The following is a 22,449-nucleotide window of genomic DNA, read 5'->3' on the forward strand; positions in this document are numbered from 1 at the left end:
GTGGTTTATACTGTGAAAAAATACAGACAGTGCGTGATAGTGCGGAGCATAGAGTTACACTATCAAGATGATTTTTAAAGACTATATGCGTAAGTGACTAGAATGGCGTTACTGATTACTAAGAAGTGCATCAACTGCGACATGTGTGCCATTGGGCAAAAAAATTTATAAAACAATAGATTAATAACATACATTACATTTTACGTTGCTTTTGTAAATTATACAGGAACGGTAGTAGAACAACCTCGTAACGCAGATCTGGCCAGCCACCTTCCTTTTCTTACAACACTGCACCGCCAGTTTCACACCAAACCCACAGTACTCATTGCGAATAGAGAACAATCGGCAAGACGGTTATTTTTCGATCTATTCTCATATATCCCAAAGTCCGTGGGGGCCTCGGAAAAAGATAACATTGGTAATCTGCAATAAAAAACATAAGCAATGCATTGAATTTAAAAAATTTTATTAAAAATAGGAAGGGTAAGTTTTTGGTAACCAAAAGGTTATCAGGTTACCTTTTTAAAGAGTCATTTTTAAATTACATAACAAATTGTTTTATACGATATTGAAAAATAGATTACCTTCTTGGTTCCCTCAGATTACCTTTTAGGGGTAACCTTTTTTCTATAAATAAATCATGGTATTAAATTACTTTTTACGTAGGAGTTACGGAAGTTACCTTTTTCCGACGCGCGATCCAAAAATGCCCGTCAAATCCCAGATTACTGCCTATCTTATCGCCGTACTGCATACACAGACTGAATAAATCCGCATGCTCCCCGTTCGCCTTAAAACTCACCTTCAGCCCTCTGTACGGCCCGCCACAGTGCCCCAGAACAAGTGCCAAAAAAGCGATCTATTTACTGCGCAGGCGTGGCAGGGTCACAACGGCGCGCTGGCGGTGTTGACCGGAGATTCTGGCGGTAAGAAGACGTAAAAAAGCCCGCAGGAAGCGGGCTGAGAAGTACACTGTGGCGCTGATGAGTACAGGTAAAGGTCAGGATGGCCCTGCGTCATCATCAGCAAGGCGGTACTTTCTGAAGCGGATAACCTCCATCCCCAGCCAGTCGTTCAGTTCTTTGAACCGCGCCTGCAGCGGCTCTATCTCGTTGCAGTTGAATACCTTCGCCGCTTTGATGGCATAGCCAAAACCTCCGGCGTTACTCGGCCCCCCATCAGGGCAGGCGGTACCCGGTGCACGGCTAGCTGATCGTCACGACTGACGCTTTTGATATCGGAGAAGTTATCTTTTGCTGCCACCTCACCGATAGGGATCACCTTCACGCTGTCCGGCTTACCGTTTGGCAGGTACATCAGCAGATTACGGAAGTTGCCAGGGCCACGACTATCCGCCAGCGCCTCCTGCAATGCTTCGATATCTGCTTCGTTATGAGCAGGAGCGCTCAGGTAGAGGATGAAACCGGCATGACCGCCGTTCTTATAGTAACGGCGACGGAACAGCGTGGCGGCGTTATCCAGCCATGCCACGTTCAGGGCGGACAGGTACTCCGGCAGGCCGTAGATTTCCTGATTGATATCCGGCTCCAGCAGGTGACCAATGCTGCCCGGCGTAAACTCATGATCTACTTGACCTGGCTGGACAAAGAAATAGTTATCCAGTGCCTTGCCGCGCCGGACGTCTTTCGCCAGCGCCGGCACCAGTTTTAACGGCTGTCCCAGCCGGTTTTCCTGCCGCTCTAAGTAGGCGTTGCCAAACACCAGATAATCCAGCGCAAGGGAGCAGGAGCAGGAGCAGGAGCAGCGCAGTGTCACCTGTATTCAGGAAACCACCAGCGAGCAACTGGATGGCGAAAGCGTCAACCTGCACCGTTACCGTCGCGCCGTATATAGCCTGACGCACGCCAACCAACTGGAGCGCTACCGCAACTTTGACGCCACCGCCCACGATAGCAAACTGGCGGAACAGAAGGAAAGCACCGCCGACGATCTGGCGCGCGATGCCCGCTTTGCCGTGCGGGATATTCTGAGGAAGCCGCGCAGTACCTTTGTTCTGATATAAGAAAGAGTACGGGTATGCGATGCGCACTGTACCGCTTTATCTAAGCACTGGTTGGGGCGCCACCTACCTAATTTACGCCAATGTATCCCCTTTCCAGTTTGACTATACATTAGCCACCAGCCATATTAGATTATATCCATATAGATATAATCTGACGCATGGATAACGCGGATGAAGTCACTATATTGGGTTGGTAGTACAAAAAAAGACCTCCAGTCATTGCCTGAAGAAGTACAGGATATTTTCGGCTATGCCCTGCATCTGGCACAGGTAGGAGGTAAACACTCACAGACCAAGCCACTGAAGGGGTTTAGTGGAGCTGGCGTACTTGAGGTAGTAGAAGACTTTCTCGGTGATACTTATCGTGCAGTGTATACCGTTAAGTTCGGTGATGCCGTCTACGTTTCGCACGTATTCCAGAAAAAGTCTTCATCGGGAATCGCCACGCCAAAGCTCAATATGGACAAGATCCGCGAACGGCTAAAAGCCGCAGAAAACCATGCCAGAGGAGCATAATATGAGCCATGATATTGAAGTCAGCAGCGGCAACGTTTATGTCGATATTGGCAGAGATGATGCCGAGGAAATGCTGTTAAAAGCTCAGCTTGCCACCACTATTGGAAACATCATTAAAAGCCGTAGCCTGACGCAAGAACAAGCAGCAAAACTGCTGGGGATGACGCAGCCCAAACTGTCCAATATGCTGCGTGGGCAGTTCCGGGGCATCAGTGAAGCCAAAATGCTGGAATGTCTGACCCGCTTAGGGCGCGACGTGCAAATCGTGGTTGGAAAGCCGCGCCGGACGCCGGGTAGCGTGAAAGTAGTGTTAGCCTGAGAACCATAACAGCCCGATTTATCGGGCTGTTTTCAGGAAGCATTTACATCGCTAAGGGTATAGAAAATATCTGCCAAATCATCCAAATCCAGCGTTCCCTCGGCCACATCCACCATAATATCTTCCAGCTTCTGCGTCCGTTTAAGGTTCACACCCTGCATATCAAGGTATGTCAACGCCGTTACCAGTGCTGTTCGCTTGTTAGCATCAGCAAAAACATGCCCTCTGGCAATGGAAACTGCATAAGCGGCGGCTATCTGGAAAATATCATTCATCTGTTCATACAGAATGCGGTTATCCACCCGCGCCAGCGTAGCATCAACCCGGCCAGCATCCTGATAGCCAACCAGCCCCGGCTCATGAGCAAGAATAAAATCGTGAATTCCAATGACCAGATGTGCATCCATCATCGGTTAGCCAACGCCTTAATAACCTTGTTGTGTCTGGCATAAATACGCTCTGCCGACTTTTTAATCACTCGCTCGCCTTCCGGCCCGTCCAGCTTCATTTCGACGGGGGCGAACTGCCCGCTCACGCAGTCTCTTTTTACGACTTTGATACCGTATCTATTGGTGGAGCTACTATTTTTCGCCATCATTTTTACCTCTGATACTCTTTTATCAAGAGTATATCTGGCCGCTACTCTTTTGTCTTAATACCACGCGACTGAAGCTCTTTCCTGATAATTCGCTTAATCCACGCGGAAACAGAGGCATCACCATCAGCTTTAAGTGCCTGCTGAATTCCGGCATCAAGAGCTGGATCTACTCGTAACGCGATTTGCTTACTGCCTTTACCTTGAATAGAAATGGTTGACACTTGCTATACCCCTGCTATATTTTTCTATAGTTAGTAAAGCAAGTGTATGACAAGAGTCATACAAAAACAACGAAGCCTGCAGGTGCTACCAACAACAACGGGTCTCTAACCACAACATTAAGAGCCGCTAACAAAACCGAGTTGATTCGAATAACGTCAATCCCCATATAGCAGGCATGACACGAAAAATCATCAGTAAGCAGCTCTGGAAATCCTGACAGCCACTTCTGCCGCCCCAACCGCCTTCGTCACGGGGTGGCCGCCCACGCCTTGATGACGATGCCGTTCTCAACGGTATTCTGTTTGTCCTTACGACTGGGATACCCTGGGAGGAGTTGCCCCAGTCGCTGGGTTTTGGCAGCGCAATGACGTGCTGGCGTCGCCTACGCGATTGGCAAGCTCAAGGCATCTGGCTGCGACTTCACGTGGCTCTGATGACCCGGCTACACCAAGCGGGTCACATCGACTGGAGCAGAGCACGCCTCGATGGCGCGAGCGTAGCCAGCCCCCGGGTGGCCAGGAAACAGGACGTGACCCGACAGACAGAGGCAAGCTGGGCAGTAAACGACACATAGTGCTGGAACGTCAGGGCATCCCACGCGCCGTGCTTGTCTCTGGAGCCAATCGCCATGACCCGATAATGTTTGAGCCATTGTTGGATGCCCTCCCGGCGTTAGCAGGCAAGAGGGAGCGACCACGATATCGGCCTGACAAGCGACACGCAGACAAGGGGTATGATTTTCGCCGTTGCCGGGATTATCTGAGGCGACGGGGAATCAAGGCCCGTATTGCCCGGCGATGCATTGATAGCCATGACTGCTTGGGTCGTTATCGCTGGGTTGTAGAGCGAACTCATGGGTGGTTAGCGGGTTTTGGCAAGCTGGGTATTCGTTTCGAACGGCGGCTGGATACCCATCTTGCATTGCTGACGCTGGCTTGTGCTGTTATCTGCTTGCGCTTTGTTGAACGGTTTTGTTAGCGGCTCTAAATAACGGAGCCGCGAACTTCCAGAAGCGGCGCAGTTCTGCGAACAGCTCAATAGCCTGATTATTAGATTTTGCGATAACCCACTGATCCAATGCTTCAATAAGCTGACTATAGGTAACATCTAACATCGCTAAAAACATCGCGCGGGCCGAACGCCTTCTCAAGCTGGTTAATCCGGCAGCAATAGATGCTGAAACTATGCTCTCCTCATTTTTTACGTAACGCTTTTGCTTCAAGGTCATCCCTGTAAGCGTTAAGAGCTTGATGGACGGACTCCGCTCGCAGCCCTCCCTCTGCGACAAGCCGCGCTTTCTCGCGCGCTTGTTCCAATGTCATTTCCGGCCACTCCCCCCAATTTTCGGCCTTTCAGTTCCATCCTTTTGGGAAACTCAGCATAGATAACCGTTTTTCCCGATCTGCTGAACTCAATACGCAGATGGCTGTCCTCTTCATACTTTGAACGGCACATTTGCCCCTGATGGTTGAGTATGACTTTTGCCGCAGCAACGCAGACCTTCATGTGAGTACTGGTATAAGGTGATTTACATGATTCCCAACATTCTGCCGCGTTTAAAAATTCATCACCATTGGTATTTTTATGTCCCTACGTTGCAATCTGGGGCATAGTAATTCCATGAATTATTGAGGATTAACACCCAAGTTCACACATGCAATGTTTTTATAGTAATGAGTTGCCCTTGCGTTACTATTTTGCGTTGCGCAGAAAGGTTTTTCAATGTGGTTTATACTGTGCAAAAATACAGACAGTGCGTGATAGTGCGGAATATAAAGTTACACTATCCAGATGATTTTTAAAGACTATATGCGTAAGTGACTAGAATGGCGTTACTGATTACCAAGAAGTGCATCAACTGCGACATGTGTGAACCTGAGTGCCCCAATCAGGCGATCTCGATGGGGGAACAGGTTTACCAGATCGATCCGGCGCGCTGCACCGAATGCGTCGGTCACTACGACGAACCGACCTGTATCAAGGTCTGCCCGATCGATAACACCATCATCCGCGATCCGGCGCACGCCGAAAGCGAAGAGCAGCTGTGGGACAAGTTTGTGCGACTGTACCACGGCGACGTCCTGTAAGCGGGCCGCCACCCGCGTCGCTCAGCGGCAGTGGCCGCGGGCGTCAAAACGGGCCTCGCCGTCCGGCACCAACGTTTTCGCCACCTGTCCCTCCTCCATGGAGGGCAGCACCGCAAAGTGCCCCTTCATCTCCATGTAAACCGCCTGTCCTGGCGCCGGGCGGGCGTTAATATAGGCCTGCTCGAGCTCGACCGTGCTGCTCACCGGATACACGTTGTCCGTCGCGCAGTCGTGAAACGTGGCGGCATTCGCCATATAACGGTACATCCCTTTCACGCTCATCGCCGTCACCGGCAGCGGCGACGTGGCCGCCTTAAGCGTGTAGTTGAACGGCGAGTCTATCTCATTACCATTGGTGTCCAGCAGGCGCATATCATTCCCGACCGGACGGAAGTAACGCTTCTCACCGTCGCTGCCGATCAGCACCAGGCGATCGGCAGTACGCTGCCAGCGCCCGTATTCGGCGAAGCTCTGATCGCCGTCGCGGCTGGCCCGGTAGATCGATTTCAGGACAAAGCTGCCGTCCTTGTCCAAAAACAGCGACATCTCCATGCCGCCGCAGTCGGCGCACGGCAGCGTGCCTTGAAAACTCTGCGCCATCGGCACCAGAGGCTGTTCAGCGTACTGCGTACGCGCATGACACCCAAACAGGGTGATCACCCCCGCCGCCAACAACAGCGAAATAGCCATTTTTTTCACAGTTTCTCTCCTACTGTGCAAACGAATGCAATATCAAGCGGGCGACCTGCATGTCCCCCGGCTCCGCCGACCCTGCGGCAGCGCGAAAAAAGCGCCCTAACCCGGAATGACCTTGCCGCGCAACGACTTCAACGATCCGCGCCGCGTTTTATCGTCGGTACGCCGACGGCGCGCGCCGCGGCTGGGCGCCGTGGCCCGGCGTGGCTTAGCCACCTCTGTGGCCTGGCGGATCAGCGCCGCCAGGCGGGCCAGCGCATCGTCGCGGTTCTGCGCCTGGGTACGGAATGACTGGGACTTGATCACCACCACGCCGTCGTCCGTAATCAAATGGTGCTGCATGGCCAGCAGCCGCTGCTGGTAAACCGGCGGCAGGCTGGAGGCACGAATATCAAAGCGCAGGTGAATGGCGCTGGATACCTTATTGACATTCTGCCCGCCGTTTCCCTGCGCGCGAATGGCGCTCAGCGAGATCTCCCATTCGGGGATCATCAGGCGGGCGTTGATATACAGCATCTCAGACGCTACCCTGCTGCCAGACATCCAGCGCGATTTCTATGCTGTTAGCCGTATCGGAAACCCACAGTTGCCCCTCCTGGCGCGTCACCTGCAAATCCATGGTTCTGGTCGCCAGCGCCGCCAGTCGGCTCAGGGCCTCATCATCGATAAAATAGATACTCAGCGGGCGCAGCGTCGCCAGCCGCGCCTGATTCTGCTGCCACCAGACCCGCGCGGCACGCTCACTATAGGTGTACAGCACCACCTGGCGCGAGAGTGAGCAGGCTTTTTTAAGACGTTTCTCATCCGGTAGGCCCAGCTCAATCCACAGATCCACGCCGTTGTAGTCGTTACGCAGCCACAACGCTGGCTCATCGTCTGCGCAGAGTCCCTTGGTAAACGTCAGACGCTCATCCGCATGGCAGCACCAAGCCAGCAGGCGCAGCATCATGCGCTGCTCCGTCTCGGAGGGGTGCTGCGCCAGCGTCAGCGAAGCATCCTGATAGTGGTGCCGATCCATGTCGGCAATATTGACGTTGGCCTTATAAATGGTTGCCTTCAGTGCCATGCGTTTCCCCATTTCGAATCTTTACGCCATTTTACCCGTTTTTACCGTCCGGCACGAATCCATGCCGGGGGAAAAGCACACTTTTTATCGTCGGGTACCGTTGAGCCCCGCTGCCGCTAACGCAACGCTGTGATATAGTCAAAATGGAGATTTATCCGCAGGTAAGCGCACCTCGCCCGCAGGATAACGCCATCGGGTTACGCTCTATAGGAGAAGACGTTGCAACAATACTCTGCGTTGGTTCGGCGTAGATATGCAGAGATCGCCAGCGGCGACCTTGGCTATATCCCCGATGCGATAGGATGTGCCTTAAAGGCACTGGATGCGGTTGCGGCCGATGAACAGCTGCCACCGGCCGTTAGGGAACAGGCGGCCTATGCCGCCGCGAACTTATTGGTGAGTGATTATGTCGACGACTGAAGAGTATCAAGCCATCAACTGCGATGATTACGACAGCCTGGAGCTCGCCTGCCAGCACCATTTGGTTTTACAGATCGTTCTGCGCGACGACGAAACATTCGAGGGGCAGGCCAACGATATAATCTCCCGTAAGCACGTGGAATATCTGCTGGTCACCAGCCAGGGCCAGCAACGCGAGCTGCGCCTGGATCACATTACCCGCTTTAGCCACCCTATGCTGGGCACCATCATCATCGGCATACCGTAACGGCATGCGCTCTCCCATGTGGTCGGGGATCCACTGCGCCCCGGCCACCCATTACGGTGCAACCGGTGGCGTCAGACTGGCATAGTACGCCGCCAGATCTGCCATATCCTGTCCGCTGAGCCGTGCCACATAGGCCGACATAATCCCCGCCTGCCCACCGTGGCGCGTCCCCATTTTATATCCCTGCATCGCCTCCACCAGACGCTGCGCACTCAGCCCTGCCAGCGGCGGATAGATCGGCGCCAGCCCCTGCCCCTGTACTCCGTGGCAAGAGGCACAGGATGCAGACTTCTGCCGTCCGGCGGCAGCATCACCACCTGCCTGTGCTGCCAGGGGCAACGCCAGCACAAGCGCCAGTATCCCCATCACACCCCGTTTCATCGCTATCCTCCTGAGAAATCCGTTGTCATATCCTACATCCAGTCTTTAGACCAGTGAATATTCCACATCGTCGCCCCAGCCACCGCCTGTCCTTCCTGGGTAACAAACACGCCCAGCGCGGCGATCAGGCTCTCACCATAATACAGCATCGGGGTTCGTTCACGCTCCCAGGGCGGAATATGCAGCTCCTGCCAGATTTTTTTTATCGCCCGGGAGTGGCGGCGTCCGACAATGCGCAGCACACCCTGTGCACAAAAGCGGATGGTAACGGCTTCGCCGGGCGTCGGCGCACGCACACAGACACCCCGACTACCCATCTGCAACTCCCCCAGTCCATCTGGCAGTGTCAGCGGCTGATGCGGATCCCAGCGCAGCACCTCGTCTCGCAGCGAGCGCAGCGTTGGCAGCAGGTAGAGCCTACGCCGGAAGCGACGCACCTGACACTTGGCCAGGTGCAGCTGCGGCTCGGCGTCCTCACGGGCCAACGCAACCTCATGCCATAGGCGCTGCAGCTGCTCACGCGTCGGCATCATCACGCCAAAGCAGGCGATCCAGCGCCGCAGCAGCGCATAGCGTTTGGCCTCGGACAGCGGCAGCAGGCCGTCGATGCTCAGGGCATCATCTTCGCTCATCAGCGCCTGCAGCGACTCCATCAGCAGTTCGTCCAGCAGCTGCTCCTGTTCGGCGCACAGGCTGGCGCTGCGCGCCACAGCCTCTGAAAAATGGGGCCAGCGCTCACGCAGCAGCGGCACAATGCGCATACGCAGGAAGTTGCGATCGAATCGGGCATCGGCATTGCTGTCATCCTCAACCCAAGAGAGATCGTGCACCTGTGCATAGGCCGTTAGCTGCTCACGCGAGATATCCAGCAGCGGACGCAGCTGTTCACAGACGAAAAACGGCATGCTTTGTGCCATCGCCGATAGCCCGGTTGGGCCGCTGCCTCGCTTAAGCGCCAGCAGGAAGGTTTCACACTGATCGTCCAGATGCTGCGCGGTCAGCAGAGTTTCGCGGCTATCGATCAGCTCGGCAATCGCCTGGTAGCGGGCATCGCGCGCCGCCGCCTCTACGCTGTTACGCTGGGTATCAACCTGAACATGCAGTACGTGCAGCGGCACCTGCCACAGGTAGCATACCGATTCACAGTGGTCGACCCACTGATCGGCAAAATGGCTCAGTCCATGGTGCACATGCACCACCCGCAGGCGTAAATGGGGAAGACAGCTGGCACGCAGCTGTACCAGCGCATGCAGCAGCACCGTGGAGTCCAGGCCGCCGCTAAAGGCCACCAACAGACGCCGACGCCCGGCCAGCCTGTCGGCAATATGCCTCTGGATATCTAGGGTATTCATGGAAGTATTTGCGGCTTTCACCGCCCTGCATCGATAAGTATCAGCACGTTAACCAGCAATTACGCGAGAAGCAAGCCTCTTGATCTCCCCACAGTAAACGCCAGCGCTCTCCGTGCCGTTTAATGCCGCCATACGGGCGGCATCCCCGGTACCCGATTTTACTCTGACACCGCCTACGACGCAGCACGCCGTACCAGCAGCAGGTTAATCAGCCAAATCACGGCCACCAGCGCGACACATCCCAGCGCCCCCCAGGCAATATCGCTAAACACCTTGGCATAGGCCATCACAGAATGGGTGATCGCCTCTCCGCCGTGGGCAAAGCTGGATTCGGCAGTCTGATTGGCGATGATCCCGGCCAGATAGTTGGCTACCGATCCGGTCGCCAGCATATAGATCCCGGTGAGAACGCCCGTCACTCCGGGGATCGTCAGGCGCGTGATCTGCGCCATCGCAACCGGATCGATAAACAGTTCTGCGCAGCCCATTACCGCCAGCCCCAGCACGGTCAGCCCCATGGAAGCCTGCCCGTGCAGCGCCGCCCAGCGGGCGTTGAAGGTCAAAATACCGAAGCCGATGCTGATCAGCGCCAGTCCCAGTGCAAACTTGCCCCAAATGCGCAAAATACGGTTACCGCCGCTGTGCCCGCTGACCAGCCAGGCTAAAACCACCCCGCAGGCCATCACGGCAAAACCGTTCACGGACTGGAACAGCGCCGTCGGCACGGTGAGGGAGAGCAGATGGCGATTCACAAAGCGGTCGATAAACAGGCTGATGGAGCTACCACCCTGCTGGGCAAAGGCCCAGAACAGCGTCCCCAGCGCCATCAGAATCACTATCTGAATTAGCCCGCGACGCTGTTCGGGCGTTGCCCGGCGAAAAATTTTACCCAGGATGATCATCGCCACCGCGCAGACCAGCGCCAACGCATAGCTGGACCAGTCGCGCCAAAACAGGACCGCAACCAGCAGCGGGGAGACCAACAGCCCCAGCAGCAACCAGCTCCAGTTGGGCAACACGGCCCTGCGCGCCTGCAGTGCCTGACGGTTCACGCCATCCGTATGGCGGAAGTGGCGGTGTCCACACATAAAAATCATCAGACCGGCAAACATACCGATCCCCGCCAGCGCAAAGCCGACGTGCCAACCGTACCGTTCAGCGGCCAGACCACAGGCAATCGGCGCTATGATCGAGCCAATATTTCCCGCTGCATACAGTAAGGAGAAGCCCCCGTCACGGCGCGGATCCTCTGCAGAGTAGAGTTCGCCGAGCAGGCAACTGATATTCGATTTGAACAGGCCATAGCCGCACACAATGATGGCCAGGGCAAGATAGAGAGAGAACGGAGAGACGGCGCTGAGTCCCAGAACGACGTGTCCCAGTGTCATCAGCGAGGCGCCGGTAACCACCGCCATACGGTTACCCAGCAGTTTGTCGGCCAGGATACCGCCCAGAATAGGCGTGACATAAACCAGCGATGCATAGGCGCTATACAGGCTGAATGCATGGGTATCATTATAACCGAGCTGGTGGGTGAGATAGAGGATCAGTAACGCACGCATGCCGTAAAAGCTGAAATATTCCCAGATTTGTAGCGCTACGACATAGTAGATTGCGCGCGGTTGTGAGGGTGTTTTCATAGATTCTCCCTGAGGCGGGGGATAGAACGGAGGGTAAAAATAAAGGGCGCCCCTGACGGGACGCCCTCGGTCATCAATTACTTCTGTTCAGTTTTGAGAACTTTCACAGTGTAACGACCGTCAGCCTGACGATAGGCACCGTGGATGTCGGTTTCGAAGCCCGGATAGTGAGCGCCGATTTCGCACAGCATCTGCAGGAACTCCAGCACCGGACGGCTTTCTTCGGTCAGCATTTCACCCGGCATTACCAGCGGAACTCCCGGCGGGTACGGCAGGATCATGTTGGCGTTAACTTTGCCGATCATATCTTCGAGGTAAACCTCTTCGGTCTGACCACGCAGCTCCATCTGGAAGGCGTTGTGCGGGTTCATCACCATGGTCGGCAGAACTTCGAAGGCACGGTACATCAGATCCGGCAGGTTGTGATGCTGGATCAGCGCGTGGATGCCCTGGGCCAGTTCCTGGATACGCATGTTTTCATAGAACTCCGGATCTTCACGGTACAGTGAAGGCAGCATGTTCTTAACGCGCAGGTTCAGGTCATAGGCACGTTTGAAGTCAGTCAGACCACGCAGCAGACTCATGGCCTTGGTCTTGTCGATACCGATGCTGAACAGGAACAGCAGGTTGTACGGACCGGTCTTCTCAACGATGATGCCATGCTCATCCAGGTATTTGGCAACGATGGAGGCCGGGATACCGGTGTCTGCCATGGTGCCATCTTCCTTCATCCCCGGGGTCAGCAGAGTAACCTTGATCGGGTCCAGGAACATGTGGTCTTCATCGATGTCTTTGAAGCCGTGCCAGGATTCTTTCGGATCCAGGTTCCAGCATTTCGCTTCATCAATGTGCTCCGGTTGCCATACGTCGAAGAACCAGCCATCAGACTCGCTACGCAGACGTTTAATCTCTTTACGGAAACGAACGGCGCGTTCGATAGAACCGTTGATCAGACGCTTACCAGCATTACCCTTCATCATCGCCGCGGCGGTTTCGATGGAAGCAACGATACCGTAGTGCGGAGAAGTAGAGGTATGCATCATGAACGCTTCGTTGAAGGTTTCTTCGTTGATGTCACCTTTAACGTGGATCATGGACGCCTGAGAGAAGGCCGCCAGCAGTTTGTGGGTAGACTGGGTTTCATAGATAACCTTGCCTTCTACACGACCACCGCTCATGCCACACAGGCCTTTATAGATCGGGCTGAAGTTGGTGTAAGGAACCCAGGCTGAATCGAAGTGGATGGATTTAACATCCAGGGTCTTCTTAATGTACTCAGCGTTGTAGAACAGACCGTCGTAGGTGGAGTTGGTCACCACGGCGTGTACCGGCCAGGTCGCGTTCGGGGTGTTCTTCACGCGCTCTTCGATGGTTTCACGGGCAAATTCGCTCTTCGGAATACCACCCAGGATACCGTAGGCGTTACGGGTCGGACGGAAGTAGATCGGCGTAACGTCGCTCATCATCATCAAATGAGTCAGAGACTTATGGCAGTTACGGTCAATCATGATGGTGCTGCCGGCCGGCGCAGAATACATGCCGACGATCTTGTTGGCAGTAGATGTACCGTTGGTCACCATGTAGCTGCGTTCAGCGTTGAAAGTACGTGCGATGTACTCTTCAGCCTCTTTGTGCGGACCAGTGTGGTCCAGCAGAGAGCCCAGCTCGGAGACAGAGATAGAGATGTCAGATTTCATGGCGTTGGCGCCGTAGAAATCATAGAACAGGCTACCTACCGGGCTCTTCTGGAACGCGGTGCCGCCCATGTGGCCCGGAGTACAGAAGGTATACTTGCCTTCTTTAACGTAGTTGAACAGCGCCTTGGTCAGCGGCGGCAGGATTTCGTCTACATAGGCGTCGGTGGTCTGACGGATTTTCAGCGCGATATCTTCGGCTGCACCCAGTGCATATTCGAAGAATTCAACGTTCAGGCGCAGATCGCTCAGGCTAACGTCCAGGGTAGAGTGGGTGTTGGCGAAGGCGTAAACCGGCAGGTGCTCGTTCATCTCGCTGATGTCGCGGCACAGATCCAGGTTGTAGGTATCCCAGTCGAAGATAACGCCGCACAGACGTGCGTTGTTGTCGATCAACTTCAGCAGGTCTTCACGATCGTTCGGATACACGACCTGGAAATTCTGTGCTTCCAGTGCCTTATGCAGTTCACGGATGGGCTCTTCTTTGAAGTAAACACCCATGTGATTCAGGATGGCAATAATATTCATACTTTAATTCTCCAGGCAAAATGCGGGCCTCTCCCTCCCGTTCGGCGGGACTGTGTCGCAGTAGAGAGAGGCTGGATAAAGTCGTTAAATTACTTGCTGTGTGTAATCGTTATGATTACTAAATCGTCTTACTTATTTACTTATGCCGCAGCGTTACTGTTGTTTTCAGTATTCTGTGTCTTGCGGGTATTCATCTTACGTGCATAGAACATCAGGATGATCAGGCTGACGATGAAGGTACCGGACAGCTCCATGTTGCCTGCGCCCATCAGAGCGATGAAGCAGAAGCAGCACCCCAGTACAGCGGCAACCAGGCTCATGATGTTCTTAACGTTGGCACCTTCGAAGCGAATCAGGTCAACGCAAGAGTAGAAGTACGGCAGCATGGTCAGCAGCACGGCGATACCGGTCAGCATGCCGAACAGGTCAGAGGCTTTACCACCGCTGGCATTCAGGATAGTGATCAGCACCATCAGTACGGTCATTTTCACGGAAGCCAGCAGCAGGCCTTTCTTCGGAATGCCGTTCTTATCCATCTCACCGTAAACTTTCGGGAAGTTACCATCGTTGGCGGCACGGACACCGGCCTGGCCAACCAGCATCATCCAGGAGCCCAGAGAGGTCAGGCAGGCGAATGCGGTAAAGGCGGAAACAACCGGAGCAGCCCAGTGACCGACCATGGCAGAAGCGGAAACAGCGAACGGCGCGCCAGAGGCAGCCATTTCACTGGCCGGGAACATACCGGCGATAACCTGAGTTGCGGCGATATAAACGATACCGGCCAGGCAGGTACCCATCATGGTTGCCAGCGGAACGGTACGCTGAGGGTTTTTCACCATGCCGGTACTCACAGCGGCGGATTCAACCCCGACGAACGCCCACAGGCACAGCAGGATACTTTTAACAACAGCGTGAGTATCAGTACCGCCAGAGGTATTCCAGTTAGCGTGATAAACAGCCGGATCAAACCAGGCCCAACCGGCGATGGCGGTGCCCACAACCGGGATCAGTACCAGAACCAGACCGATAGTGGTCAGACGGCTCACCCAGGTACCACCCAGCATGTTAACGAAGGTGAAGATCCATACGATGACGATACAGGCGATGCCGGCGGCAATCGGGCTGTTCAGCACCGGGAAGAAGGTGGACAGGTAAGAGACGGCGGTAATACCGATGGCCAGGTTACCGATCCAGTTAGCGTGGTAATAAAGCACACCGGTCTGGAAACCAAAAGCAGGACCAACCTCACCGGCATAGGCGATAGGACCACCCTGCTGCGGGTTTTTGGTAGCCAGTCGCGCATAGACATAGGCCAGTGACATGGCACCAACCAAAGAAATGATCCAGCCGAAAATGGCGATGGAACCTAAACTCGCCAGGTTCGCCGGCAGAAGTGCAATGCCGCTCCCCATCATATTACCGGCAACAACACCGGTACAGGCGACAAGCCCGATTTTTTTGCTCGATGACATGCTCAAGTTGCTCCTGATTAATTTTCAGATAAGTCGAATTTGCTTACTAATGTCTGGCAAGTATCCGACTTGATGGCAGGCATAGTAATGACCCCGGGGAGCAAAGTCCTAAAGGTAAAGTTAAATTCTCAGCGTGTCTCAATAAATGACATCTTGATATTTTTTTAGATTAGGCTAAAAAACATCAGGACAAATCATATTACATCATACAATACAATACGTTGATGCAATGTTGATATAAAAAAATAGCACAAAAAATACACTAAAATACCAATAAAATGTTCAATGCCTTCATCACACAAATGTAATCAAAAAACAAATCGCCGCATTATATTGAGGTTTTATCTGGATTATACTGGATCAAAAAAAACCCGCCTTCATCACCGAAGGCGGGCGCGAACAATCATTATACAAATTTATCAAAATTTATTTACATTGTAATTGAGTAGGTAAGGTGCGACGCGCTCAATATTAGTTTGGAATACACCATTTTTAATCCAGTCCAGCGTATTATGACCCGGTCGCAAATTAAAGGCGGTGATATAGGCATCGGCCGCCTGGTTATTCTGACCCTTTAGCTCATAAACCTTACCCAGCAACACATAGTTTAACCAGGACATTTCCAGATCAATGCCCTTATTGATAGCGGAGCAGGCCTGAGCCACCTTCCCCTGCCCCAGATAGTCGACAGTATAAATTTGCTGAATGATCGGTGTCCCCTGCAGCAGCGGGTTATGCTCTACGTCATTGATCTCTTGGCGCAGTGCTGTCAGCTGCGGAGCACTGAGGGGCTGATAGGAGTTAAGCAGAATATCGACCAGCGCCTTTTCCGCCTTGGCATACACAAAGTCGGGGTCCTGCTGAATAATCTGCGTCAACAGCTGGCTGGCTTGATTGAGTGATTCGCTGTCGCCCTGCAACAGCAACTGATGGGCATGGTAATACTGCTGCAACACCTGGCTGTGCGTAGGCATCAGCGTCTCATAACGCTTATCCAGCGAAGGAGGCATACTGACCTTGAGCACGGTAAAGATGCTATTAATGAAGTCCTTCTGTACGCTGAGCAGGTTATCCGGTGTGATAAAATAACGCTTCTCCAGCATGACCAAATTATCCGCATTGTCTACCAGGCGAACAGAGAGGAAACACTGCTGCGCCCGATAGTGGCGCTGATTGACAAACTCGATGTACAGCGACTTGCCGGAGCTGCTTTTGCCACCATAGTTATAGTTGGTCTGATCGTGGACCAGGAAGGTAGAGTAGGTATTCAGCCCCTGGGCCAGATCCTCACTTAGCCCGATGACATAGGAGAGTTGATTGGTCCAGTTACTGCAGCGGTTACCGCCCTGAATACGGATATCAATATCGCGTGGATTGAGCAGCATCGGATGGGACACCACCGGTCCCCGGTGACTGAACACCGCCAGCCCGACAAAGGCCGCGCACAGCGCCAGCGTCACCCAAAAAGCCACCCAGACCCAGGATGAGGAGCGCAGGCGCCGCGGCGTCGGCGCGGCGTCGGCAGTAAGCGCAGACGTTGGAGGCATCACCGGTGTATCACACGACGACGCAGGTTGCGCCATAAGGAGCGGCGTAGATGCGGGGGGCGGCGTAACAGCACCAGATTCCGCGGCGAACGCAGGGCTGGCTGACCCTGACGGCGTGACTGCTTCGGCAGCAGCGGGGAACGACGGCGTCTCTGCCGGTAAAACCGCCGCAACCAGCTGTTCGAGACTCTCCTCTCCACACCAAATGACCGACTCAACCAGCTTATAACCACGCTTCGGCACGGTCACGATATACTCTGGCGCTTCGGGACGACCATCCTTCAAGTACTTGCGCAACTCGGAGATACACTGAGTAACAACATGATTGGTAACGATATTCCGTTTCCATACATTATCAATCAGCTCATCTCTGCTCAACACCATATCAGGATGATGAGCAAAATAGCTCAACATGTCGATGAGTCTGGGCTCAAGTACCAACACGCGTCCTTCGCGGGTGATTTTATTGTCTGCTGCCAGTACTAACCACTCGCCTACGCGGAAAGTTTGCTCTTGCATAGTGTACTAATTGCCCGGAGAGAAAAATCTAAAGCGTGCCATACTACCATAGTGCTTAAAATAACACATGCACACCATCTATTAGTTTACTATAGAAACTGTTTTCTTTACCAACAATTCCTGATACAACTCCAGCGGTAATCCATCCGGATCGCGAAAAAAAGTAAAGCTGCGTCCGGTATATTCATCACAACGTATCGGCTCACACGTTACGCCGAGACTGGCGAGATGCGCAACGGCCAATGCCAGATCCGTAACGCTGAAAGCCAGGTGGCGTAAACCGCAAGCCTCTGGCGTAGATACCCGTGGCGGCGGTGCAGGAAAGGAAAACAGTTCCAGAGTATAAACGCCGTTCAGCGCCAAATCGCCCTTCCATGAGTCACGTTCAGCACGATAATGCTCATTTACCAAAGAAAAGCCGAGGATATCACAATAAAACGCCTTGCTACGCGCATAGTCCGACGCAATCAAGGCGATGTGATGAAGACGATTGAGCTGCACTATATCTCCCAAGGGGCCTATAAGGTGTTGCGAATTATGCCGTGTCCGCGACAAAAGCGTTAACGTATGACGTGGAAAAACATACAGAAAATAAAGACATCAAGCCCGTTCCCGGGCTTGATATAAAGGGATACCACGGTATGGGGATCAGCAGTAACCGTAGTTCATCAGACGCTGATAGCGACGGTCGAGCAGCTCTTCTTTCTCCAGGGTATCCAGGTCCTCCAGATCGGCCAGCAGCTGAGTCTTCAGGCTGGCCGCCACCGCCTGCGGATCGCGATGGGCACCGCCCAGTGGCTCCGGGATCACCGAATCGATCAGCTTCAGCTCCTGTAGTCGCGGTGCGGTGATCCCCATGGCCTCTGCCGCCAGCGGCGCCTTGTCGGCGCTCTTCCACAGGATGGATGCGCAGCCCTCCGGTGAGATCACCGAGTAGGTGCTGTACTGCAACATGTTGACCTTATCACCAACGCCGATAGCCAGCGCGCCGCCGGAGCCGCCTTCGCCGATAACCGTGCAGATGACCGGCACCTTCAGTCCAGACATCTCACGCAGATTACGTGCGATGGCCTCAGACTGGCCACGCTCTTCCGCCCCCACGCCCGGATAGGCACCCGGCGTATCGATAAAGGTGACGATTGGCAGGTTAAAGCGCTCTGCCATTTCCATCAGGCGCAGTGCCTTGCGATAGCCCTCAGGCGCCGGCATGCCGAAGTTACGGCGGATCTTTTCTTTGGTCTCGCGTCCTTTCTGATGGCCAATCACCATCACCGGACGCCCGTCCAGACGAGCCATGCCACCGACAATAGCCTTATCGTCGGCGTAGGCGCGATCGCCGGCCAGTTCATCGAAATCGGTGAAAATATGCTGAATATAATCCAGGGTATAGGGGCGGCGCGGGTGACGCGCCAGCTGGGCAATCTGCCAGGCGCCCAGATCGGCAAAAATCTTACGGGTCAGCTCAACGCTCTTCTCACGCAGGCGCTGAACCTCCTCGTCGATATTAATATCCAATTTTTCGTCTTGACGGCTGAGAGCGTTAAGCGAATCGATCTTCGCTTCAAGTTCGGCAATCGGCTGTTCAAAATCAAGAAAATTCAGACTCATAGTATTCCTATATTAGTCAAATTCCAGTTCAACCTGTTCACTACCCACCAGCGTGCGCAGATCGAGCAGCAGACGATCCGTTGGCGTCACACGCCAGGCTGCACCGAAGCGAACCCGGGCCCGCGCATCTGCACGCTGATAATACAGGTGTACTGGGATCGTCCCCGAACGATGTGGTTCCAGCGCTTCACGGAGACGGTTTAAAAGCTGATCATCAATTTGCCTGTCAGTCAGCGAGATGGCAAGTCCGCGTGCATATTTTTCACGGGCTTCGCTGATATCCATTAACTCGCGGGCGATCATTTTAAGGCCGCCGCTGAAGTCATCAAAGCTGACCTGTCCACTGGCGATCAGGATACGGTCTTTTTCCAGCAAATGCTGGTATTTTTCCAGCGCGTCGGTGAACAACATCACCTCCAGACGACCGGAACGATCATCCAGAGTGCACATTCCGATACGGTTACCACGCTTGGTGGTCATCACCCGGGCCCCCAGAACCAGTCCCACGGCGGTGGTCATCTTGCCACGATCCGTCGGATGCATATCCTTCAGACGACCGCCGCCGGCATAGCGTTCGATCTCTTTCAGATACTGGGTGATCGGATGTCCGGTCAGGTACAACCCCAGGGTCTCACGCTCACCGTCCAACACCATCTGGGCAGGCCAGGGTGGCACGCTGCCATACGATTGCTCTACCTGCTCCGGCTCTTCCGCCAGCACGCCAAACATGTCCACCTGCCCGATGGCCTCGGCGCGGGCGTGCTGTTCGGCGGCCTTCAGCGCATCGCTCAGCGAGCTCATCAGTGCCGCGCGGTGCGGCCCGAGGCGATCGAAGGCGCCGGACATGATCAGCTTCTCCATCATCCGACGGTTCAGCTTCTTGGTGTCAGTTCGGGCGCACAGGTCAAACAGATCCTTAAAATAGCCCTGTTCGCCGCTGTTGCGCGCCTCTATGATCGCCTCGATAGGACCCTCCCCCACACCTTTGATGGCGCCAATACCGTAAACGATCTCGCCCTCATCGTTGACGTGGAAGTGGTACTGCCCGCTGTTGATGTCCGGCGGCAGGATCTTCAGCCCCATGCGCCAACACTCATCCACCAGCCCGACCACCTTCTCGGTGTTATCCATATCGGCGGTCATCACCGCCGCCATAAACTCGGCCGGATAGTGGGTTTTCAGCCATAGCGTCTGGTAAGAGACCAGCGCATAGGCGGCGGAGTGCGACTTATTAAAGCCATACCCGGCGAACTTCTCCACCAGGTCGAAGATGTGCATCGCCAGTTCGCCGTTGACGCCGTTGTTTCTGGCACCCTCTTCAAACACCGAGCGTTGCTTGGCCATCTCCTCCGGCTTTTTCTTCCCCATTGCACGGCGCAGCAGGTCAGCGCCGCCCAGCGAGTAGCCGGCCAGCACCTGGGCTATCTGCATCACCTGTTCCTGATACAGGATCACGCCATAGGTCGGCTCCAGCACCGGCTTCAAGCTTTCATGCTGCCACTCGCGATCCGGGTAGGAGAGCTCCTCACGCCCATGCTTACGGTCGATGAAGTTATCCACCATCCCCGACTGCAGCGGGCCGGGGCGGAACAGCGCCACCAGCGCGATCATATCCTCGAAGCAGTCCGGCTTCAGACGCTTGATCAGATCCTTCATCCCGCGCGATTCCAGCTGGAATACCGCCGTGGTCTCCGCCCGCTGCAGGATATCGAAACTCTTCTGATCGTCGAGCGGAATGGCGGCGATATCCACCGGCTCCAGCCCCTGACACGCACGGCGGGCGTTGATCATCTCCAGCGCCCAGTTGATGATGGTCAGGGTACGCAGGCCCAGGAAGTCGAACTTCACCAAGCCGGCATACTCCACGTCGCTCTTGTCAAACTGGGTCACCGGGTGGTTCCCCTCCGCATCGCAGTATAGCGGCGCGAAGTCGGTGATCTTGGTCGGGGAGATAACCACCCCACCGGCGTGCTTACCGGCGTTGCGGGTGACACCCTCCAGCTTGCGCGCCATATCGATCAGCGCCCGCACTTCTTCATCTGCCTCGTAGATCTCCGGCAGCTGCGGCTCCGCCTCAAAGGCCTTGGCCAGGGTCATACCCGGATCCGGCGGCACCAGCTTGGAGATGCGATCGACGAAGCCGTAGGGATGACCCAGCACACGTCCCACGTCGCGGATCACCGCCTTGGCCGCCATGGTACCAAAAGTAATGATCTGCGATACCGCCTCGCGGCCATACATATCGGCGACGTGATCGATCACCCGATCGCGCTTCTCCATGCAGAAGTCGACGTCAAAGTCGGGCATGGATACGCGCTCCGGGTTGAGAAAACGTTCGAACAGCAGATCGAAGGCTAGCGGATCGAGGTCGGTAATCTTCAGCGAATAGGCCACCAGCGAGCCAGCGCCGGAGCCGCGCCCCGGTCCCACCGGAACCCCATTATCCTTTGACCACTGGATAAACTCCATCACGATCAGGAAGTAGCCGGGGAACCCCATCTGGTTGATCACCTTCAGCTCGATTTCCAGACGCTCATCGTACGGCGGGCGCAGTCGGGCGCGGTCCGCCTCATCAGGGAACAGGAACGTGAGACGCTCCTCCAGCCCCTCATGCGCCTTCTTCACCAGGAACGCTTCCGTCGTCATCTCCCCGGTCGGGAATTGCGGCAGAAAGTACTCGCCGAGGCGAATCGTCACGTTACAACGCTTAGCAATCTCTACGCTATTTTGCAGCGCCTCCGGCAGATCGGCGAACAGCTCGCACATCTCCTCTTCGCTGCGCATATATTGCTGAGCGCTATAGTTACGCGGACGCTTGGGATCGTCTAAGGTATAACCGTCGTGGATCGCGACGCGGATCTCATGGGCGTCAAAGTCCGAGGTCTCCAAGAAGCGGACGTCGTTGGTCGCCACCAGCGGTAAATCTCGCTGCTGCGCCAGCTCCACCGCCAGGTGCAGATAGCTCTCCTCATCAGGACGCCCTGTACGCACCAGCTCCAAAAAGTAGCTGTCGGGAAAGTGGCGCTGATAAAAATCAACGCACTCACCGGCCAGCGTCTGATTACCGCGCAGCAGTAGCTTGCCGACATCACCCTGACGGGCGCCGGAGAGCAAAATCAGCCCGGCGCGGTACGCGATCAGCCAATCGCGATCGATCGTCGGCCCCTCTGCGCCATAGCCGCGCTGGTAGGCGTGTGAGATAAGCTGGGTCAGATTCTGGTAACCCTGGTTATCGCAGGCCAGAAGAGTCAGCGCCGACAGCTCATCGCCCATCGTCTCGCTGCGGACCAGGACATCGGCCCCGACCAGCGGCTTGATCCCGGCACCGTGCGCACTGCCATAAAACTTGACCAGCCCGCACAGGTTGGTGTGGTCAGTGATCGCGAAGGCGGGCATCCCCAGCGCGGCGACCTTCTTGACCAGCGGCGCGGTTTTGGCCAACCCGTCAATCATCGAGTAGTCACTGTGCACATGCAGATGTATAAAACGTGGTTCCGCCATCGAACGATTACCT

24 protein-coding genes are annotated in these 22,449 nt (G+C 54.8%); 7 read left to right on the plus strand and 17 right to left on the minus strand.

From position 1 onward, the window contains the following. Nucleotides 1-1,104 precede the first annotated feature (1,104 nt). Complete coding sequence (locus EIEH_RS18990) at nucleotides 1,105-1,776, minus strand: phage portal protein (protein WP_239642631.1); 672 nt, start codon at nucleotides 1,774-1,776, stop codon at nucleotides 1,105-1,107. A 28-nt stretch (nucleotides 1,777-1,804) separates the two neighbouring features. Here EIEH_RS18990 and EIEH_RS17650 point away from each other — a divergent pair, with 28 nt between their 5' ends. The 3 genes from EIEH_RS17650 (at nucleotide 1,805) to EIEH_RS09130 (ending at nucleotide 2,858) form a co-directional block, all read left to right on the plus strand. Next, nucleotides 1,805-2,023: a head completion/stabilization protein gene (locus tag EIEH_RS17650; protein ID WP_232347353.1), complete on the plus strand. Its 219-nt coding sequence runs from the start codon at nucleotides 1,805-1,807 to the stop codon at nucleotides 2,021-2,023. 171 nt (nucleotides 2,024-2,194) lie between these two features. After that, the gene (locus EIEH_RS09125; RefSeq protein ID WP_015870280.1) at nucleotides 2,195-2,539 is read left to right on the plus strand and encodes a type II toxin-antitoxin system RelE/ParE family toxin; all 345 of its coding nucleotides are present in this window, start codon (nucleotides 2,195-2,197) and stop codon (nucleotides 2,537-2,539) included. A 1-nt stretch (nucleotide 2,540) separates the two neighbouring features. Continuing rightward, on the plus strand, nucleotides 2,541-2,858 hold the full coding sequence (locus tag EIEH_RS09130) for a helix-turn-helix domain-containing protein (protein ID WP_015870279.1): 318 nt from the start codon (nucleotides 2,541-2,543) through the stop codon (nucleotides 2,856-2,858). A gap of 32 nt (nucleotides 2,859-2,890) precedes the next feature. Here the strand turns inward: EIEH_RS09130 and EIEH_RS09135 are convergent, their stop codons facing one another. The 3 genes from EIEH_RS09135 to EIEH_RS17655 all read right to left on the minus strand — a co-directional run bounded on the left by EIEH_RS09135 (nucleotide 2,891) and on the right by EIEH_RS17655 (nucleotide 3,677). Then, complete coding sequence (locus tag EIEH_RS09135; RefSeq protein ID WP_015870278.1) at nucleotides 2,891-3,268, minus strand: type II toxin-antitoxin system death-on-curing family toxin; 378 nt, start codon at nucleotides 3,266-3,268, stop codon at nucleotides 2,891-2,893. Beyond that, complete coding sequence (locus EIEH_RS19955) at nucleotides 3,265-3,393, minus strand: hypothetical protein (protein ID WP_015870277.1); 129 nt, start codon at nucleotides 3,391-3,393, stop codon at nucleotides 3,265-3,267. Before EIEH_RS19955 ends, EIEH_RS09135 begins: the two co-directional genes overlap by 4 nt. A gap of 104 nt (nucleotides 3,394-3,497) precedes the next feature. Next, on the minus strand, nucleotides 3,498-3,677 hold the full coding sequence (locus EIEH_RS17655) for a hypothetical protein (protein ID WP_071525714.1): 180 nt from the start codon (nucleotides 3,675-3,677) through the stop codon (nucleotides 3,498-3,500). Between the two features lie 227 nt (nucleotides 3,678-3,904). On the opposite strand from EIEH_RS17655, the gene EIEH_RS18500 reads away from it, so the two are divergent. Next, a protein-coding gene (locus EIEH_RS18500) for an IS5 family transposase (protein WP_107775188.1) occupies nucleotides 3,905-4,656 on the plus strand; the annotation gives its coding sequence in 2 pieces (ribosomal slippage) (nucleotides 3,905-4,181 and nucleotides 4,181-4,656; 753 coding nt in all). Here the strand turns inward: EIEH_RS18500 and EIEH_RS18995 are convergent. Beyond that, nucleotides 4,622-4,900: a hypothetical protein gene (locus EIEH_RS18995; protein ID WP_133175613.1), complete on the minus strand. Its 279-nt coding sequence runs from the start codon at nucleotides 4,898-4,900 to the stop codon at nucleotides 4,622-4,624. The genes EIEH_RS18500 and EIEH_RS18995 overlap by 35 nt on opposite strands. Nucleotides 4,901-5,504: 604 nt before the next feature. Here EIEH_RS18995 and EIEH_RS09150 point away from each other — a divergent pair. Then, complete coding sequence (locus EIEH_RS09150) at nucleotides 5,505-5,765, plus strand: YfhL family 4Fe-4S dicluster ferredoxin (protein WP_015870274.1); 261 nt, start codon at nucleotides 5,505-5,507, stop codon at nucleotides 5,763-5,765. 21 nt (nucleotides 5,766-5,786) lie between these two features. Here the strand turns inward: EIEH_RS09150 and nlpE are convergent, their stop codons facing one another. From nlpE to EIEH_RS09165, 3 genes are all read right to left on the minus strand, one after another. Next, nucleotides 5,787-6,464, minus strand: coding sequence for an envelope stress response activation lipoprotein NlpE (nlpE, locus tag EIEH_RS09155; protein WP_015870273.1), 678 nt, complete (start codon nucleotides 6,462-6,464; stop codon nucleotides 5,787-5,789). Nucleotides 6,465-6,560: 96 nt separating this feature from the next. Further along, nucleotides 6,561-6,977, minus strand: coding sequence for an alternative ribosome rescue aminoacyl-tRNA hydrolase ArfB (gene arfB / locus EIEH_RS09160; RefSeq protein WP_015870272.1), 417 nt, complete (start codon nucleotides 6,975-6,977; stop codon nucleotides 6,561-6,563). 1 nt (nucleotide 6,978) lies between these two features. Next, nucleotides 6,979-7,527, minus strand: a complete 549-nt coding sequence (locus EIEH_RS09165) for a YaeQ family protein (protein WP_015870271.1) — start codon at nucleotides 7,525-7,527, stop codon at nucleotides 6,979-6,981. A gap of 219 nt (nucleotides 7,528-7,746) precedes the next feature. On the opposite strand from EIEH_RS09165, the gene EIEH_RS09170 reads away from it, so the two are divergent. Both EIEH_RS09170 and rof read left to right on the plus strand, forming a co-directional pair. After that, entirely contained in the window at nucleotides 7,747-7,947 is a 201-nt protein-coding gene (locus tag EIEH_RS09170) for a YaeP family protein (RefSeq protein WP_012847630.1), read from the plus strand. Continuing rightward, nucleotides 7,934-8,194 carry a Rho-binding antiterminator gene (rof, locus tag EIEH_RS09175; protein WP_015870269.1) on the plus strand — a complete coding sequence of 87 codons (261 nt, stop codon included), beginning with the start codon at nucleotides 7,934-7,936 and terminating at the stop codon, nucleotides 8,192-8,194. The genes EIEH_RS09170 and rof overlap by 14 nt, the downstream gene beginning before the upstream one ends. A gap of 51 nt (nucleotides 8,195-8,245) precedes the next feature. On the opposite strand, the gene EIEH_RS09180 is transcribed toward rof, so the two are convergent. The 9 genes from EIEH_RS09180 to dnaE form a co-directional block, all read right to left on the minus strand. Then, entirely contained in the window at nucleotides 8,246-8,575 is a 330-nt protein-coding gene (locus EIEH_RS09180) for a c-type cytochrome (RefSeq protein ID WP_015870268.1), read from the minus strand. Between the two features lie 32 nt (nucleotides 8,576-8,607). Beyond that, nucleotides 8,608-9,927 (minus strand): tRNA lysidine(34) synthetase TilS, encoded by a 1,320-nt coding sequence (tilS, locus tag EIEH_RS09185; RefSeq protein ID WP_015870267.1) that lies wholly within the window; start codon nucleotides 9,925-9,927, stop codon nucleotides 8,608-8,610. A 173-nt stretch (nucleotides 9,928-10,100) separates the two neighbouring features. Beyond that, complete coding sequence (gene dtpD / locus EIEH_RS09190; protein WP_015870266.1) at nucleotides 10,101-11,567, minus strand: dipeptide permease DtpD; 1,467 nt, start codon at nucleotides 11,565-11,567, stop codon at nucleotides 10,101-10,103. 77 nt (nucleotides 11,568-11,644) lie between these two features. Then, nucleotides 11,645-13,789 (minus strand): lysine decarboxylase CadA, encoded by a 2,145-nt coding sequence (locus EIEH_RS09195; RefSeq protein ID WP_015870265.1) that lies wholly within the window; start codon nucleotides 13,787-13,789, stop codon nucleotides 11,645-11,647. A gap of 140 nt (nucleotides 13,790-13,929) precedes the next feature. Continuing rightward, on the minus strand, nucleotides 13,930-15,261 hold the full coding sequence (gene cadB, locus EIEH_RS09200; protein WP_015870264.1) for a cadaverine/lysine antiporter: 1,332 nt from the start codon (nucleotides 15,259-15,261) through the stop codon (nucleotides 13,930-13,932). Between the two features lie 419 nt (nucleotides 15,262-15,680). Next, nucleotides 15,681-17,327 carry a lysine decarboxylation/transport transcriptional activator CadC gene (gene cadC, locus EIEH_RS09205; protein ID WP_015870263.1) on the minus strand — a complete coding sequence of 549 codons (1,647 nt, stop codon included), beginning with the start codon at nucleotides 17,325-17,327 and terminating at the stop codon, nucleotides 15,681-15,683. Nucleotides 17,328-17,408: 81 nt separating this feature from the next. Beyond that, a complete protein-coding gene (locus EIEH_RS09210) occupies nucleotides 17,409-17,828 on the minus strand; it encodes a VOC family protein (RefSeq protein WP_015870262.1) in 420 nt (139 codons plus the stop codon). A 147-nt stretch (nucleotides 17,829-17,975) separates the two neighbouring features. Then, a complete protein-coding gene (accA, locus tag EIEH_RS09215; RefSeq protein ID WP_015870261.1) occupies nucleotides 17,976-18,935 on the minus strand; it encodes an acetyl-CoA carboxylase carboxyl transferase subunit alpha in 960 nt (319 codons plus the stop codon). Between the two features lie 12 nt (nucleotides 18,936-18,947). After that, nucleotides 18,948-22,436: a DNA polymerase III subunit alpha gene (dnaE, locus tag EIEH_RS09220; protein WP_015870260.1), complete on the minus strand. Its 3,489-nt coding sequence runs from the start codon at nucleotides 22,434-22,436 to the stop codon at nucleotides 18,948-18,950. Nucleotides 22,437-22,449: the final 13 nt, after the last annotated feature.

It is taken from the genome of Edwardsiella ictaluri ATCC 33202, assembly GCF_000264785.1.
GTDB classification, from domain to species: domain Bacteria; phylum Pseudomonadota; class Gammaproteobacteria; order Enterobacterales; family Enterobacteriaceae; genus Edwardsiella; species Edwardsiella ictaluri.

Excerpts from the sequence above, each read along its gene's own strand:
- EIEH_RS09125 (WP_015870280.1), top strand. The coding sequence starts at position 2,195 with ATGAAGTCACTATATTGGGTTGGTAGTACAAAAAAAGACCTCCAGTCA.
- EIEH_RS09130 (WP_015870279.1), top strand. The coding sequence starts at position 2,541 with ATGAGCCATGATATTGAAGTCAGCAGCGGCAACGTTTATGTCGATATT.
- EIEH_RS09135 (WP_015870278.1), bottom strand. The coding sequence starts at position 3,268 with ATGATGGATGCACATCTGGTCATTGGAATTCACGATTTTATTCTTGCT.
- EIEH_RS09150 (WP_015870274.1), top strand. The coding sequence starts at position 5,505 with ATGGCGTTACTGATTACCAAGAAGTGCATCAACTGCGACATGTGTGAA.
- arfB (WP_015870272.1), bottom strand. The coding sequence starts at position 6,977 with ATGCTGTATATCAACGCCCGCCTGATGATCCCCGAATGGGAGATCTCG.
- EIEH_RS09165 (WP_015870271.1), bottom strand. The coding sequence starts at position 7,527 with ATGGCACTGAAGGCAACCATTTATAAGGCCAACGTCAATATTGCCGAC.
- rof (WP_015870269.1), top strand. The coding sequence starts at position 7,934 with ATGTCGACGACTGAAGAGTATCAAGCCATCAACTGCGATGATTACGAC.
- EIEH_RS09180 (WP_015870268.1), bottom strand. The coding sequence starts at position 8,575 with ATGAAACGGGGTGTGATGGGGATACTGGCGCTTGTGCTGGCGTTGCCC.
- tilS (WP_015870267.1), bottom strand. The coding sequence starts at position 9,927 with ATGAATACCCTAGATATCCAGAGGCATATTGCCGACAGGCTGGCCGGG.
- dtpD (WP_015870266.1), bottom strand. The coding sequence starts at position 11,567 with ATGAAAACACCCTCACAACCGCGCGCAATCTACTATGTCGTAGCGCTA.
- EIEH_RS09195 (WP_015870265.1), bottom strand. The coding sequence starts at position 13,789 with ATGAATATTATTGCCATCCTGAATCACATGGGTGTTTACTTCAAAGAA.
- cadB (WP_015870264.1), bottom strand. The coding sequence starts at position 15,261 with ATGTCATCGAGCAAAAAAATCGGGCTTGTCGCCTGTACCGGTGTTGTT.
- cadC (WP_015870263.1), bottom strand. The coding sequence starts at position 17,327 with ATGCAAGAGCAAACTTTCCGCGTAGGCGAGTGGTTAGTACTGGCAGCA.
- accA (WP_015870261.1), bottom strand. The coding sequence starts at position 18,935 with ATGAGTCTGAATTTTCTTGATTTTGAACAGCCGATTGCCGAACTTGAA.
- dnaE (WP_015870260.1), bottom strand. The coding sequence starts at position 22,436 with ATGGCGGAACCACGTTTTATACATCTGCATGTGCACAGTGACTACTCG.